Source organism: Stenotrophomonas sp. SMYL8 (assembly GCF_036320065.1).
Lineage (GTDB): Bacteria > Pseudomonadota > Gammaproteobacteria > Xanthomonadales > Xanthomonadaceae > Stenotrophomonas > Stenotrophomonas maltophilia_A.
The window spans coordinates 180,503-193,293 of sequence record NZ_JAWIRR010000005.1 but is presented as its reverse complement, the minus strand read 5'-3'; the positions used below and the strand labels follow the sequence as shown (position 1 = coordinate 193,293).

Genomic DNA, 12,791 nt, shown 5'->3' with positions numbered 1-12,791 from the left:
GTGGGGCGGTGTGGGGCTGCAGGACCGTTGGCGCCATGGATGGCGCCATCGAGCCCCCAAGGACGGGTTTACGGCGTGTCCTGCAGCCCCACACCGCCCCGCCCAACCATCACCAATCCAGAGCTGCTGTTGCTGTTGCTGTTGCTGTTGCTGTTGCCTCTGCAGGTGCAGGGCTGCAAGCCCTGCAAAGCAACTACGTCACCCAGCCTGCAATCACCAGCAGGGCGAGGATCGCCAGCCACAGCAGCAGCATCCGCCACACCAGGCTCATCGCATCCCGCAGGTCCGGCAACCGCTGCCACACCGGCAACAGCCCCGCCTCGGTGTAATCGTGCGCATCCTCGCGCAGCTCGGCATTGACGCTGGCCCGCGCCACCGCGCCCAGGAAGCCGATGTTGCCGGCCAGGCGCTCGCCGTGGGCCTGGCGCCAGGCCTTCCACGCCGTATCGAAGTTGCCCACCAGCGCCATCGAAAATGCCATCAGCTGCGCCACCGGCCACTCGATCCAGCCCAGCAGGCGCTGCGCCAGCGCCAGCGGCTCCACCGGCACGCGGGCACGCATCGGGCTTTCCGCCATCAGCGCCAGCAGCCGGTAACCGAGAGCACCGGCCGGGCCCAGCAGCAGGAACCAGAACAGCACCGCGAACCAGCGCCGCAATGCATTGAGCACCGTCGCTTCGACCAGCGACGGCACGTCCTCGCGCAGGCTGCCACCGGCCGCCTGCAGGTTACGCACCGCGGCCTGGCGCGTCGCCGCGTCATCGGCATCGATGATCGCTTCGATATCGCGGTCCAGATCGCGCGGGCCCCAGCACCACGCCAGCACCGCCACGCCCAGCAGCAGCGACGGCAGGCCGAACAGCACCCCACGCAGCAACCACGCCAGCAGCGCCATCAGCAGCAGCGGCGGCAGCAGTGCCAGGGCAACGCCTGCCGGCCCCTGCCAGGCCTTGCCACCGCGCGCGTCCAGCCAGCCCAGCCAACGCCGGAAGCCGTCGAAACGGCGCAGCGAGGCGGCAGCGGCCGGGGCAACATGGCCCAGGGCCAGTGCCACCAGCACGGCGGCCAGAGTGGTGAACATGGCAGGTCTCCCTACGAAACAGAACGCTCGGCGTCGCTACCTTACCTGTCGCAGCGGCGCCCTCAGCGGTGAACCGGACTGTAACCCGGGCCGTGTTCAGGTGGCGGCAATACAGGCGCCACCGTCAGCCCCGCTCAGCCCTTCTGCTGCCGGTACCAGTGTTCGATCAGGCCGCGCGAAATCGAGATCGGCGGCGACAGGCGGATGCCCTGGCCATCGTCCTCCACATCGCGTGCCAGTGCAGCACCGACCTCGTCGGCACTGAACCAGCGCGCATCTTCCAGCTCGCCATCCACGGTCGGCAGGTCATCCTGCGCCTGTGCACGGAAACCGATCATCAGCGCGCCCGGGAACGGCCACGGCTGCGAACCGAGGTACTGGCAGGCGGTCACCCGTACCTTGCTCTCCTCGTGCACTTCACGCACCACGGTCTGCTCGAAGGTCTCGCCGGGTTCGACGAAGCCGGCCAGCACCGAGTAACGCCGCGGTGCCCAGTTCGACTGCCGGCCCAGCAGCAGCCGGCCCTGGTTTTCCACGGCGACGATCACGGCGGGATCGACACGCGGGTAGTGCTCGGTGGCGCACTGCCCGCAGCGGCCGACGAAGCCACCACGGGCAAACGCCACGGCGCCGCCGCACACGCCGCAGAAGCGGGTGCGCGAGTGCCAGTAGGACATGCCGCGGGCATAACTGAAGGCGGTCGCATCGCCCATCGGCCACAGCAGTGCGGCCTGGCGCAGGTCGAGGCGGCGCGGGGCCGTGACGGTAACGTTGGCGGCTTCGACCGAGAACCAGGCCTGCTCGCCACGCAGGCCAAGGAAGATCGCGGCACCGGGGCCGCCGCCGATGTCGACGCCGGTCAGCGCCAGCGGCTGGTCGTCATCGCCGGTGAAGGCGCTGCCGTCCTGATCGAGCACGAGAATGCGCGCGCCCGGCCACAGGCGCGCCAGTGCATCGGCATCGTCGCGCAGGGCATCGGCGCGCTCCAGCGGTTCGCCAACGAAGGCGAAACCGGAAAGCGGCGAAGGAGTATTGGGCATCCGGCAAGCGTGCCGCCAATCGATGCAGGTGGCAAGTTCGGCGCTGTGCGCAATCTGCCGGTGTGGGCGTGCAGGCACAGCATCCACGCATGGCGTGGATCTACAGAGGTGCCAACCTTGGTTGGCACCTTCCGGCCACAGGCCTCTTACATGCTGAAGCTGCTGCCGCAGCCGCAGGTGGTCTTGGCGTTCGGGTTGCGGATCACGAACTGGGCACCGGTCAGGCTCTCGGTGTAGTCCACCTCGGCGCCCATCAGGTACTGCAGGCTCAGCGGGTCGACCAGCAGGGTCACCCCGCTGGTCTGTACCGCCAGATCATCCTCGGCACGGTTCTCGTCGAACTCGAACCCGTACTGGAAGCCCGAACAGCCACCGCCTTCGATGTACACGCGCAGGGCCAGGTCGGGGTTGCCCTCTTCCTGGATCAGGGATTTGACCTTGGCGGCCGCCGACTCGGTGAAGTTCAGCGGGCGCTCCAGCGACTGGTAATCGGGCGCGGCGACCGGGGGGGCGCCGGGCAGGGAGACTAGCGTGCTCATGGTGTCAGCATGGGGGTGCCGACGATGGCTTTCAAGCCATCGCCTCGGCCAGCTTGCGGCGTGCGGCGGTGTCACCCTTGCCGCCATTGGCCTCATCACCTTCCGGGGCCGGCAGGGCCGCCATCGGGGCGCTGGCATGGATCAGGCGGCCGTTCAGCTGGGCACCCGCATTCATCTCCACCACCTGGTAATGGACGTTGCCATTGACCCGCGCGCTCGGGGTCAGTTCGACCTTCTCGGTGGCATGCACGTCGCCGTCCAGGCGTCCACTGATGACCACCACCTGGGCACGGATCTCGCCTTCGATCACGCCGTGCTCGGCGACCGTCAGGGTCGCGCCACTGGCACCCTCGGCGGCGATCACCTTGCCATGGATGCGGCCTTCCACATACAGGCCACCACTGAATTCCACATCACCGCGGATCACCACCTGGTTGCCGATCAGGGCATCCACAACCAGCTGGCCTTCACGGTTGGATTTGCTGCTTCCGAACATCTGCCTACTCCCCTTTGGCGGCCGGCGCACCGGCCTGTTTCCAGTCGAATACCTGGGTGGTACCCCCCGTACCACTCCCCAATGTCACCCGCACGCGTTGCGGGGTGAAGTCAGCCGGCAGCATCACGCTGCCGGTGAGCTGCTGGAAGTACCGGAACGAGTAATCCTGTCCCGGTACCTTGCTGCGCTGGTGCAGATCATCCCAGCTGATCGTGGCCAGCTTGCCGTTCTTGACGCCTTCCACGGTGAAACGCATCTGCCCCTGGCTGATGGCGCCGCGGTTGAGGTTCTGTGTCAGCACGGCGGTGTACTGCCAGGTGCCGGCCGCTTCCGGGCTGAACTCGATCGAATGGGTGTTCAGGCCCTTGCGCTGGCTGGTCGAACCCACCAGGCGCTCATAGAAGGCAACGTCGGCACGCAGGCCGGCGATTTCCTCATCGCGTTCGGCCAGCGAGGACTGCACCTCGGTGTTGGCGGCGCGGCTGATGCGGTCGGAGGCTTCCAGCGTGGCCTGCTTCTGGCGCAGTTCGGTCAGCTGCGCCTGCAACGTCTCGGCGCGGTTCTCGGCGGCCTGCAGGCGCTGGCCCTGTGCATCGCGCGGCGTGGCCATCCAGCAGCCACCCAGCACGGCCAGCACCAGGCTGAGCAGCCAGATGCCGCCGATCACCAGCAGGCGGCGACGGTCGGCCGGCGGTTGCGGCGCGCCGGGCAGGCGAACCTGCACGCGCATGGGAGGACGGTTGGTCATGGGTGGATTCCGGGGCATCGCGAGGGCGACACCGGTACGGCCCCTGTGGCAAACGACGGGCTAGTGTATGACAGGACGGGTGGGTTTCCTGCGCAGTGGCGAGCCACCGTCTGTGGCGTTCAGGCATGCCATCGTCGATAGTGTGGTCCCCTGCACAGTTCCGTCGCCGGAGCATCGCCATGACCGAAGCCCACCTGTTCGTGATCGGCATCCTGCTGGCCTGGCTGGCCGGCATCCGCGTCTACCTCACCGTGTTCGGTGTCGGCCTGGCCGGCCTGCTCGGCTGGGTCGACCTGCCGCCGGCCCTGCAGGCCACCGAATCGTGGTGGGTGCTGGGCACCTCGGCAGCGCTGGCGGTGACCGAATTCTTCGCCGACAAGATTCCCGGCGTCGACTCGGCGTGGGATCTGGTGCAGACCCTGGCACGCGTACCCGCAGGTGCCTTCCTTGCCGCAGCCACGCTGTCGCCGGATGGGCAGCTGGGCACCGGCGCACTTGCTGCCGGTGCCGGTGTCGCGCTGGCCAGCCATGGCCTGAAGGCCGGCACCCGCGCCCTGCTCAATACATCGCCCGAGCCTGCCAGCAACTGGGTGGCCTCCGCCGCCGAGGACACCGTGGTGGTCGGTGGCCTGGCCCTGGCCCTGGCACACCCGTGGATCGCGCTGATCGTGGTGCTGGCCTGCAGCCTGGCCGGCGCGCTGCTGGTGTGGCTGGTCTGGCGCACCTTGTGGAAGGGCGTGCGCTGGCTGACACGCAGTGCGTCGCCCGACAGTCCACGCCAGCCCGGTACCGGTTGATCGCCGGGCTTGTCGCATAATGGACGCGAACACCAGGAGCACCGATGGCCGCAAACGAATCCCCCGCGGGCGCCCGCCCGGGACGCGCTGAAACCCCTCCGGCCGATCATTGGCAACGCTGGACCGCTGAACCGGCGAGCGCGGTCGCCGCAGCGCCGGCCGCGGTTCCGCCGCTGGCCGCCTCCGACGCACCCGCATCGATCGGCAGCGCACCGCCGCCGTTGCCGGCCCCGGCCGTGCTGGCCGAGGCTGGCAACAACGACCAGGCGCCGCCGCCCTCCGATTCGCCCTACCGCGTGCTGATCGTCGAGGACGACCGCGCGCAGGCCCTGTTCGCACAGAGCGTGCTGCATGGCGCCGGCATGCAGGCGATCGTGCACAGCGATGCCGACGGCGCGCTGCAGGCGATCAAGGAGCATCGGCCCGACCTGATCCTGATGGACCTGCACCTGCCCGGCCTGGACGGCATGCGCCTGACCGCGCTGATCCGCCAGCAGCCTGGCCTGCAGTTGCTGCCGATCGTGTTCCTGAGCGGCGATCCGGACCCGGAACGCCAGTTCGAGGTGCTCGACAGCGGCGCCGACGATTATCTGAGCAAGCCGATCCGCCCCCGCCACCTGATCGCCGCCGTGGCCAACCGCATCCGCCGCGCACGTGCGCAGGCAGCGACCCTGCCTGGTGCTACCGGCGCACCGGCCACCAGCAATCCGGAAACCGGCCTGCCGACACGTCACCACGTGCTGCAGCAACTCAACGCCACCCTCACCCATCGCGACCGGGGCGGCGTGTTCTTCATTGAAGTGGCCAGCGCGCTGGGCCTGCGCGAACGCTATGGCTACGCCGCCTTCGAGCGCCTGATGGTGCAGGCCGGGCAGCGCCTGGCCGAGGCCGGCCATCCGCACCTGCTGGCACGCCTGAACGACAACAGCTTCCTGCTGCTGGCCCGCAATACCGATGAAGACAGCCTGGAAAGCATCGCCGCGACCCTGCGTGAGCAGCTCTCGGCGCGCGCCTTCGTGATCCGCGATGATGAATCGGTGCATCTGCGCGGCGTGGTGGGTTACGCGCCGCTGTCGCCGGGCTTCGACGATGCCAACGCTGCACTGGAAGCGGTCGAGCGCACCACCCTGCAGGCACGTCTGCTCAGCGCCGGCGTGGCGGGCCACGTGCATCGCCAGGCCGTCACCGAACAGGAACACCTGGCACTGCTGGAAGGCCAGCTGGAGCTGGCCTATCAGCCGATCGTCGCTGTCGCCGGTGGCAACACCGCGCAGTACCAGCTGCTGCTGCGCCTGCGCCAGGCCGACGGCACGGTGCTGGCGGCCGGCCAGGTGATTCCCGCCGCCGAAGCGGCAGGCCGCATCGCCGACCTCGACCAGCAGGTGATGGACCATGCGCTGGGCCTGCTGGACCTGTACAGGCACGCAACGCAACCGCTGAACCTGTTCGTTTCGCAGTCGCTGCGCACCCTGCAGCGCGATGCCTTTGGCGACTGGCTGCTGGAATCACTGCAGCAGCGTGACCTGCCCGGCAGTGCGCTGGTGATCGACGTGCGCCTGCCCGACGCGCTGATCCACACCGTGCCGCTGCAGCAGTTCTGCCAGCGCATGGCCGGCGCCGGCGTGCGCTTCTGCCTGAGCCAGTTCGAACCCAGTGGCGAAGCCGATGCACTGCTGACCCAGCTGCCGCTGTCGTTCGTGCGCATGGCCGCGCGGTTCTCCAGCAGCCATTCCAACCCGGCCACGCGCGAGGAACTGCGCAAGGCGATCGAACAGGCGCATGCCGCCGGGCTGCAGATCATCGGCCAGCAGATCGAGGACCCGCAGGCCGCGGCAGCGATGTGGGTCGGCGGCGTCGATTACATCCAGGGCAACATGGTGCAGTCGGCCGGCAGTGACCTGAACTTCGACTTCCACAACGCGGTGCTCTGAGGTGCCGCTGTGGGGCGTGCTGCTGGTTGCCCTTGCTGCGGCCGTCGCACTGCTGCAGTTGGGCCTGCGCCTGCGCGCGCGCAGCCGGGCACTGGCCCAGCTGCAGCGCGAGCACAGCGCGCTGGCCGCCGAGCGCGACCAGCTGCGCCATACCACCGAACGCCAGGGCCAGCTGGAACAGCAGCTGCTGCAGGCCAAGCAGGCCGCCGAAGCGGCCGTGCTGGCCAAGGGCGAGTTCCTGGCCACGATGAGCCACGAGATCCGCACGCCGCTCAACGGCATCCTGCCGATGCTGGAGCTGATCGCGCGCGGGCCGCTGGGTGAAGACCAGCGGCAGATGCTGGCCACCGCTTCGGCCAGTTCACAGCAGCTGCTGCGCATCGTCGACGACATCCTCGACTACTCCCGGCTGGAAGCGCAGGCGCTGGAACTGGAGATCACCAGCTTCAACCTGCGCGACCTGCTCGATGGCGTGGTGCAGCTGATGCAGCGCGCCGCCGATGCCAAGGGCCTGTCCCTGGCCCTGCAGCTTGACCCATCGGTGCGCCTGCCGGTGCGCGGCGACCCGGTACGCCTGCGCCAGGTGCTGAGCAACCTGCTGGCCAACGCCATCAAGTTCACCGCCCGCGGCCAGGTGCAGCTGCGCGTGCAGCGCCTGGGCGAAGGTGCGGCCCAGCACCAGCTGCGCTTCGAGATCATCGACACCGGCATCGGCATCGATGAGGCACTGCAGGCACGCCTGTTCCAGTCCTTCAGCCAGGCCGATGCCTCGACCACGCGCATCTACGGTGGCACCGGCCTGGGCCTGGCCATCTGCAAGCGCATCATCGACCTGATGCACGGGCAGATCGGCGTGCAGTCCACGCCCGGCCAGGGCGCAACGTTCTGGTTCGAGATCCCGCTGCTGAAAGTACCCGGCGACCTGCCTGCGATGGCGCGCGCCCCCGCAGCGCTACTGTTGTTCAGCGCCGATGCAACGCTGCAGGCACGCATCGAGCGCATCGCCGCCCACCATGGGCTGCAGGTGCAGGCGCTGGCACAGCTGGATGCCGTGGTCGAGCGCCTGCGCGCTCCCGCGCGGCCCGGACAACCAGCACCGGCATGGCTGATTGTCGATTCCCGCACCCGCCGCAACGGCGAGGTCACGCTGCAGCAGGCGCTGGCCGAGCGCGGCGACGATGATGCACTGCAGGTACTGTGGCTGCAGGAAGACACGCCTGCACAACGCCCGCGCCAACGCCAGCTGCTCCCGCATTTCGATGATGCAGCGCTGCATGCACTGCTGGCGGCGCCTGCCACGCCTGCCCGCCCTGCCGCCCTGCTGGCCAATGCCGAAGACGGCTTGCCCGCACCGACGCTGCCGCCATTGCACCTGCGCGTGCTGCTGGTGGAAGACAACACGGTCAACCGGATGGTGGCCGAGCATCTGCTGCGCGTGTTCCAGTGCGAGGTGCGCAACGCCGCCGACGGCGAGCAGGCACTGGCCGCCCTTCGCGAGGGCGGCGTGGACGTGGTGCTGATGGATTGCCAGATGCCGGTGCTGGACGGCTACGCCGCCACGCGCCGCTGGCGTGCGGAAGAAACGGAAACCGGGCGCTCGCGGTTGCCGATCATCGCGATGACGGCCAACGCCATGGCCGGTGACCGCGAACGCTGCCTGCAGGCCGGCATGGACGATTACCTGTCCAAGCCGATCGCACGCGCCACCTTGCATGCGCTGTTGAGGCGCTGGGGGCAGCGATCACGCGATGTCGTAGCGTCGAGCTTGCTCGACGGCGATGCATCCGGGGCCAGTGGAATCCCGCCAGCCGAGCATGGCCCGGCTCTACAAGAGACGAAAAGCCAAGCGGTGACGCAACCGGTGCTGGACCGTGATGTGCTGGACGAACTGCAGGCGGTGATCGGCGATACCGCCCTCCAGATCGTCTCGGTGTTCCTGGAGGATGCGCCGGCGATGGTGCAGCAGCTGCAGCAGGCCGCGCAGAGCAGCGACGAGCCGCGACTGCAGGCAATCGCCCACAGCCTTAAATCATCGAGTGCGAACGTGGGGGCGTTGTCGCTGTCGGCAATCGCGCAGCGGATCGAGCACGAAGCCCGTAGTGGCAGCCTGCAGCGCCCCGCAGTGGCGGTGGCGCTGCTGGTTGCCGAATTCGCCCGGGCGCGCGTGGCGCTGACGGGCTACCTGGCACAGCATCGGTAGCGTCGAGCTTGCTCGACCATCGCCATGCTGATCACAGTCGAGCAAGCTCGACGCTACGTCACTCTTCCAGCTTGCTGAGCAGGTACTTCGGCTCGCCGATACGCTCGATCAGGTCGAGCTGGGTTTCCAGCCAGTCGATGTGTTCTTCTTCCGAGTCGAGGATCTTCACGAACAGCTGGCGGCTGACGTAGTCGCCCACCGAATCGGAGTAGGCCACGGCCTCGCGCAGGGTCACTACGCCGTCGCGCTCCAGCGACAGGTCGCACTGCAGGATCTCGGTCGGGTTTTCGCCGATGCGCAGCTTGCCCAGCGCCTGGAAATTCGGCAGGCCTTCGAGGAACAGGATGCGGTCGGCAAGCATGTCGGCATGCTTCATCTCGTCGATCGATTCCTTGTACTCGTGTTCGGCCAGCTCCTTGATGCCCCAGTTCTTCAGCATCTTGGCGTGCAGGAAGTACTGGTTGATCGCGGTCAGCTCGTTGTAGAGGACCTTGTTGAGGAATTCGATGACCTTGGTGTCGCCCTTCATGGGGGTGCTCCTGCACGCTGAAAACGCAGGCACTTTAACGCCTTGCGCGCGGCCGTGAAGGAACGCGAATCGTGCGCATTGGCCTGTGCGGCCGCACGTGAAGGATGCGAAAGCGCGGCGTCAACGCGCCGCGAAAGAGACGATCAGGCGACCTGGGCCAGACCGAGGACCGGCAGCGGCAGATCGTGGGTGGCACGCGCCTTGGCCAGCAGATCGCCGGCCATGTCCAGGCAGGAACCGCAGGTGGCACCACAACCGGTACGCATGGTCAGTTCGGCCACCGTGCTGACGCCATGGCTGGCGGCTTCGCGGATCTGGTGGTCGGTGACTCCGTTGCAGATGCAGACGTACACAGGCGTGAACCGGGCTGACAGGCCAAGAGTGGCCTGTTGGCTATTCCAATGGAAACGAGAATGGTTGTCAATCAGAGACCTGAACCATTCTCGATACGGTTCAGCCGGTCACGTGGCCGGACCATCGCCGGTGGCCTTCTTCGGCCAGTAGCCGCGGGTCCGTGGGCGCTTGCGTGGGCGGTCATGCCCGGCGGTATGGCCCGGCATCCAGGCCTCCGCAGCGCTCTTGGGCATGGCGGTCACGCCCTGCCCGGCCACCCCGCGCGCCAACGGCGCCAGATGTCGCAAGGCGCGCGCATAGACGCCACGCTTGAACATCACCACGTGCTCCACCGGGTACCAGAAGTCCACCCAGCGCCAGTGGTCAAACTCGGGGGAGTCGGTGTGGTCCAGCTTCACGTGGGATTCGTCGCCAGTCAGGCGCAGCAGGAACCAGACCTGCTTCTGGCCGATGCAGACCTGCCGCTCGTTGCGGCGGATGGCCCGCGCCGGCAGCTTGTAGCGCAGCCAGCCGGGCGTTGCCCCGAGCACTTCCACGTGCTCAGGCAGCAGGCCGGTCTCTTCCTGCAGTTCACGATACATGGCCTCGACAGGCGTCTCGTCGGTATTCATGCCACCCTGCGGGAACTGCCAGCCGTCCCGGCGCACACGTCGTGCCCAGAACACCTGTCCGTCCTGCCGCATCAGCACAATGCCGACGTTCGGTCGATAGCCGTCCGGATCGATCACGATGCGGACTCCTAAAAAATCTACTGGTCGGGACTATCCCATGCCGCCTGTCGGCCCACAAGCACGATACAAAAGTGTTGACAGGGGCGATACACATCCGCAGAATAGCGGGCTCACCAAGGCTATGTAGCTCAGCCGGTTAGAGCACAGCACTCATAATGCTGGGGTCGGTGGTTCGAGTCCACCCATAGCCACCACACTGAAAATCAAGTTGTTTTTCAGCGTGAAAAGTGAGAAAATAGTTGCACGTTTTGCCCCGTCGCCAAGCGGTAAGGCACCTGACTCTGACTCAGGCATTCGGTGGTTCGAATCCATCCGGGGCAGCCAAATTAAAAGCAAAAGGCCAGATCGAAAGATCTGGCCTTTTGCTTTTAATTTGGTCGCGCATTCCACCTTATCCCCGCGCCTGTCGGCGCACCCCCTTGAACAACAAGGGGGCTCTTCTCCAGACAGAGACCGTGGTCAGGCATGCGGACCACGGGTAGTGCCGGCCGCTGGCCGGCAACCTCGAAATGCGCTCCCCGGAACGACAAAAGCCCGGCCGAAGCCGGGCTTTTGCTTGTCCAACCAGCGGGCTCCCGGAGGAGCCCAACCAGGCGCGGTAAATCAGCGCTTGGAGAACTGGGTGGCGCGGCGGGCCTTGTGCAGACCGACCTTCTTACGCTCGACTTCACGGGCGTCACGGGTCATGAAGCCAGCCTTGCGCAGCTCGGACTTCAGGGTTTCGTCGTACTCGACCAGAGCACGGGCGATGCCCAGACGGATCGCACCGGCCTGGCCGGTGGTGCCGCCGCCAGCGGCGGTGACCAGGATGTCGAAGCTTTCGGTGTTCTTGGTCAGCTCGAGCGGCTGGCGCACGATCATGCGCGCGGTCTCACGACCGAAGAACTCGTCCAGCGGACGGCCATTGACGGTGATGTTGCCCGAACCCTTGCGCAGGAACACGCGAGCGGTGGAGGACTTGCGGCGGCCAGTGCCGTAGTTTTGAGTGATAGCCATGATTAGATATCCAGAACCTGCGGCTGCTGTGCGGCGTGCGGATGCTCAGTGCCGGCGTAGACCTTGAGCTTGCGGTACATCTGGCGACCCAGCGGGCCCTTCGGCAGCATGCCCTTCACGGCGATCTCGATCACGCGCTCCGGGTGGCGCTCCAGCGCCTGTGCCAGGGATTCGGTCTTCAGGTTGCCGATGTAACCGGTGAAACGGTGATACATCTTGTCCTGCAGCTTCTTGCCGGTGACGGCAATCTTTTCTGCATTGATGACGACCAGGTAGTCGCCGGTATCAACGTGCGGGGTGTAGACCGGCTTGTGCTTGCCACGCAGACGGCGGGCCAGCTCGGTGGCGAGACGGCCCAGGGTCTTGCCCTCGGCGTCGACGAGGTACCAGTCGCGCTGGACGGTCTCGTTCTTGGCAGTGAAAGTGCTCATGAAGAACTCTAGGTTAGGTCGGGCTCATTGCGGCGAAAGGCTCGCCGGAACTCTGCCACGCGTTGTGAAAAGGTGAAGCGTAAGAGGCGGGATTGTACGCAGGTCAGCCCCCCGTTGCAAGCCGGCCCTTGACCGGGTTGGCAGGGGGACGGGGTCGGGCGAGAATCGCGGGGTCTTCCGCCCCACCGTGTACCGCCATGACCGTGCTCCGCCAGATCACCCCGCTGGACCACCTGCTGACCGAGGCGCAGCGCGCCCTGGACACGGTGTTCGGCAACCCGCCGGCGGCCCGCCCCTATCCGGCTGCGGACACCGACGAGCCGGGCATGGACAGCACCGAACGCCGCCACGCGGCCGGCCTGATGCGGATCAACCACGTCGGCGAAGTCTGCGCACAGGGCCTTTACTTCGGCCAGGCGGCCGTGGCCCGCGACCCGGCCACGCGTGAACACCTGCTGGAAGCGGCCCAGGAAGAAACCGACCACCTGGCCTGGTGCGCCACCCGCCTGGGCGAACTGGACAGCCGTCCGAGCCTGTTCAACCCGCTCTGGTACGCCGGCAGCTACACCATCGGCACTCTGGCCGGGCTGCGCGGCGACGGCTGGAACCTGGGCTTCGTGGTCGAGACCGAGCGCCAGGTGGAAGCCCATCTGGACGAGCACCTGGTCGACCTGCCGGCCGGTGACCTGCGCAGCCGCGCGGTCATCGCCGTGATGAAGGAAGACGAGGCCCGCCATGCGGACCACGCCGAGCAGGCCGGCGCACGCCGCCTGCCGTTCCCGATCCCGGGCGCGATGGCGCTGGCTTCCAAGGTCATGAAGACCATCGCCTACCGGCTGTGACCGCCAGGTAGTGCCGGCCGCTGGCCGGCAACCACGCAGACGCCGCAGAAGATCCGGAGGTTGCCGGCCAGCGGCC

Annotated in this window: 14 protein-coding genes and 2 tRNA genes; 6 read left to right on the top strand and 10 right to left on the bottom strand. The window is 67.3% G+C overall.

The annotated features are described in order from the left end of the window. Positions 1–193: 193 nt before the first annotated feature. The 5 genes from ampE to V3B25_RS07115 all read right to left on the bottom strand — a co-directional run bounded on the left by ampE (position 194) and on the right by V3B25_RS07115 (position 3,904). Positions 194–1,081, bottom strand: coding sequence for a regulatory signaling modulator protein AmpE (gene ampE, locus V3B25_RS07135; RefSeq protein WP_329810319.1), 888 nt, complete (start codon positions 1,079–1,081; stop codon positions 194–196). A 134-nt stretch (positions 1,082–1,215) separates the two neighbouring features. Further along, a complete protein-coding gene (gene nudC, locus V3B25_RS07130) occupies positions 1,216–2,121 on the bottom strand; it encodes an NAD(+) diphosphatase (protein ID WP_329810320.1) in 906 nt (301 codons plus the stop codon). Positions 2,122–2,267: 146 nt separating this feature from the next. Then, on the bottom strand, positions 2,268–2,660 hold the full coding sequence (erpA, locus tag V3B25_RS07125; RefSeq protein WP_329810374.1) for an iron-sulfur cluster insertion protein ErpA: 393 nt from the start codon (positions 2,658–2,660) through the stop codon (positions 2,268–2,270). Between the two features lie 31 nt (positions 2,661–2,691). Then, positions 2,692–3,156, bottom strand: coding sequence for a polymer-forming cytoskeletal protein (locus tag V3B25_RS07120; RefSeq protein ID WP_006398829.1), 465 nt, complete (start codon positions 3,154–3,156; stop codon positions 2,692–2,694). Between the two features lie 4 nt (positions 3,157–3,160). Beyond that, positions 3,161–3,904, bottom strand: coding sequence for a DUF6776 family protein (locus tag V3B25_RS07115; RefSeq protein ID WP_329810373.1), 744 nt, complete (start codon positions 3,902–3,904; stop codon positions 3,161–3,163). A 179-nt stretch (positions 3,905–4,083) separates the two neighbouring features. Here V3B25_RS07115 and V3B25_RS07110 point away from each other — a divergent pair, with 179 nt between their 5' ends. The 3 genes from V3B25_RS07110 to V3B25_RS07100 are packed head-to-tail and all read left to right on the top strand — an operon-like array spanning position 4,084 to position 8,832. Beyond that, a complete protein-coding gene (locus V3B25_RS07110; RefSeq protein WP_049424055.1) occupies positions 4,084–4,701 on the top strand; it encodes a DUF4126 domain-containing protein in 618 nt (205 codons plus the stop codon). Positions 4,702–4,745: 44 nt separating this feature from the next. After that, complete coding sequence (locus V3B25_RS07105) at positions 4,746–6,632, top strand: EAL domain-containing protein (RefSeq protein WP_049424052.1); 1,887 nt, start codon at positions 4,746–4,748, stop codon at positions 6,630–6,632. Position 6,633: 1 nt separating this feature from the next. Further along, the gene (locus V3B25_RS07100; protein WP_329810372.1) at positions 6,634–8,832 is read left to right on the top strand and encodes an ATP-binding protein; all 2,199 of its coding nucleotides are present in this window, start codon (positions 6,634–6,636) and stop codon (positions 8,830–8,832) included. Between the two features lie 58 nt (positions 8,833–8,890). Here V3B25_RS07100 and bfr read toward each other — a convergent pair whose 3' ends face one another. From bfr to V3B25_RS07085, 3 genes are all read right to left on the bottom strand, one after another. Further along, on the bottom strand, positions 8,891–9,361 hold the full coding sequence (bfr, locus tag V3B25_RS07095; RefSeq protein ID WP_005419804.1) for a bacterioferritin: 471 nt from the start codon (positions 9,359–9,361) through the stop codon (positions 8,891–8,893). 143 nt (positions 9,362–9,504) lie between these two features. Beyond that, positions 9,505–9,714 (bottom strand): bacterioferritin-associated ferredoxin, encoded by a 210-nt coding sequence (locus V3B25_RS07090; RefSeq protein WP_005411309.1) that lies wholly within the window; start codon positions 9,712–9,714, stop codon positions 9,505–9,507. Between the two features lie 108 nt (positions 9,715–9,822). Continuing rightward, complete coding sequence (locus tag V3B25_RS07085) at positions 9,823–10,443, bottom strand: RNA pyrophosphohydrolase (RefSeq protein WP_032127170.1); 621 nt, start codon at positions 10,441–10,443, stop codon at positions 9,823–9,825. Positions 10,444–10,563: 120 nt separating this feature from the next. Here V3B25_RS07085 and V3B25_RS07080 point away from each other — a divergent pair. Both V3B25_RS07080 and V3B25_RS07075 read left to right on the top strand, forming a co-directional pair. Next, positions 10,564–10,640, top strand: a tRNA-Met gene (locus V3B25_RS07080). 55 nt (positions 10,641–10,695) lie between these two features. Then, a tRNA-Gln gene (locus V3B25_RS07075) sits at positions 10,696–10,770 on the top strand. A 279-nt stretch (positions 10,771–11,049) separates the two neighbouring features. Here V3B25_RS07075 and rpsI read toward each other — a convergent pair. Further along, complete coding sequence (gene rpsI, locus V3B25_RS07070; RefSeq protein WP_005411311.1) at positions 11,050–11,442, bottom strand: 30S ribosomal protein S9; 393 nt, start codon at positions 11,440–11,442, stop codon at positions 11,050–11,052. Between the two features lie 2 nt (positions 11,443–11,444). After that, positions 11,445–11,873 carry a 50S ribosomal protein L13 gene (gene rplM, locus V3B25_RS07065; RefSeq protein ID WP_005414692.1) on the bottom strand — a complete coding sequence of 143 codons (429 nt, stop codon included), beginning with the start codon at positions 11,871–11,873 and terminating at the stop codon, positions 11,445–11,447. 197 nt (positions 11,874–12,070) lie between these two features. Between rplM and coq7 the strand changes: the two genes are divergently transcribed. After that, positions 12,071–12,715: a 2-polyprenyl-3-methyl-6-methoxy-1,4-benzoquinone monooxygenase gene (gene coq7, locus V3B25_RS07060; RefSeq protein WP_049401665.1), complete on the top strand. Its 645-nt coding sequence runs from the start codon at positions 12,071–12,073 to the stop codon at positions 12,713–12,715. The last annotated feature ends 76 nt before the right edge of the window (positions 12,716–12,791 follow it).

Coding starts and splice junctions, on each gene's coding strand:
- ampE (WP_329810319.1), bottom strand. CDS start 1,081: ATGTTCACCACTCTGGCCGCCGTGCTGGTGGCACTGGCCCTGGGCCAT.
- nudC (WP_329810320.1), bottom strand. CDS start 2,121: ATGCCCAATACTCCTTCGCCGCTTTCCGGTTTCGCCTTCGTTGGCGAA.
- erpA (WP_329810374.1), bottom strand. CDS start 2,660: ATGAGCACGCTAGTCTCCCTGCCCGGCGCCCCCCCGGTCGCCGCGCCC.
- V3B25_RS07120 (WP_006398829.1), bottom strand. CDS start 3,156: ATGTTCGGAAGCAGCAAATCCAACCGTGAAGGCCAGCTGGTTGTGGAT.
- V3B25_RS07115 (WP_329810373.1), bottom strand. CDS start 3,904: ATGACCAACCGTCCTCCCATGCGCGTGCAGGTTCGCCTGCCCGGCGCG.
- V3B25_RS07110 (WP_049424055.1), top strand. CDS start 4,084: ATGACCGAAGCCCACCTGTTCGTGATCGGCATCCTGCTGGCCTGGCTG.
- V3B25_RS07105 (WP_049424052.1), top strand. CDS start 4,746: ATGGCCGCAAACGAATCCCCCGCGGGCGCCCGCCCGGGACGCGCTGAA.
- bfr (WP_005419804.1), bottom strand. CDS start 9,361: ATGAAGGGCGACACCAAGGTCATCGAATTCCTCAACAAGGTCCTCTAC.
- rpsI (WP_005411311.1), bottom strand. CDS start 11,442: ATGGCTATCACTCAAAACTACGGCACTGGCCGCCGCAAGTCCTCCACC.
- rplM (WP_005414692.1), bottom strand. CDS start 11,873: ATGAGCACTTTCACTGCCAAGAACGAGACCGTCCAGCGCGACTGGTAC.
- coq7 (WP_049401665.1), top strand. CDS start 12,071: ATGACCGTGCTCCGCCAGATCACCCCGCTGGACCACCTGCTGACCGAG.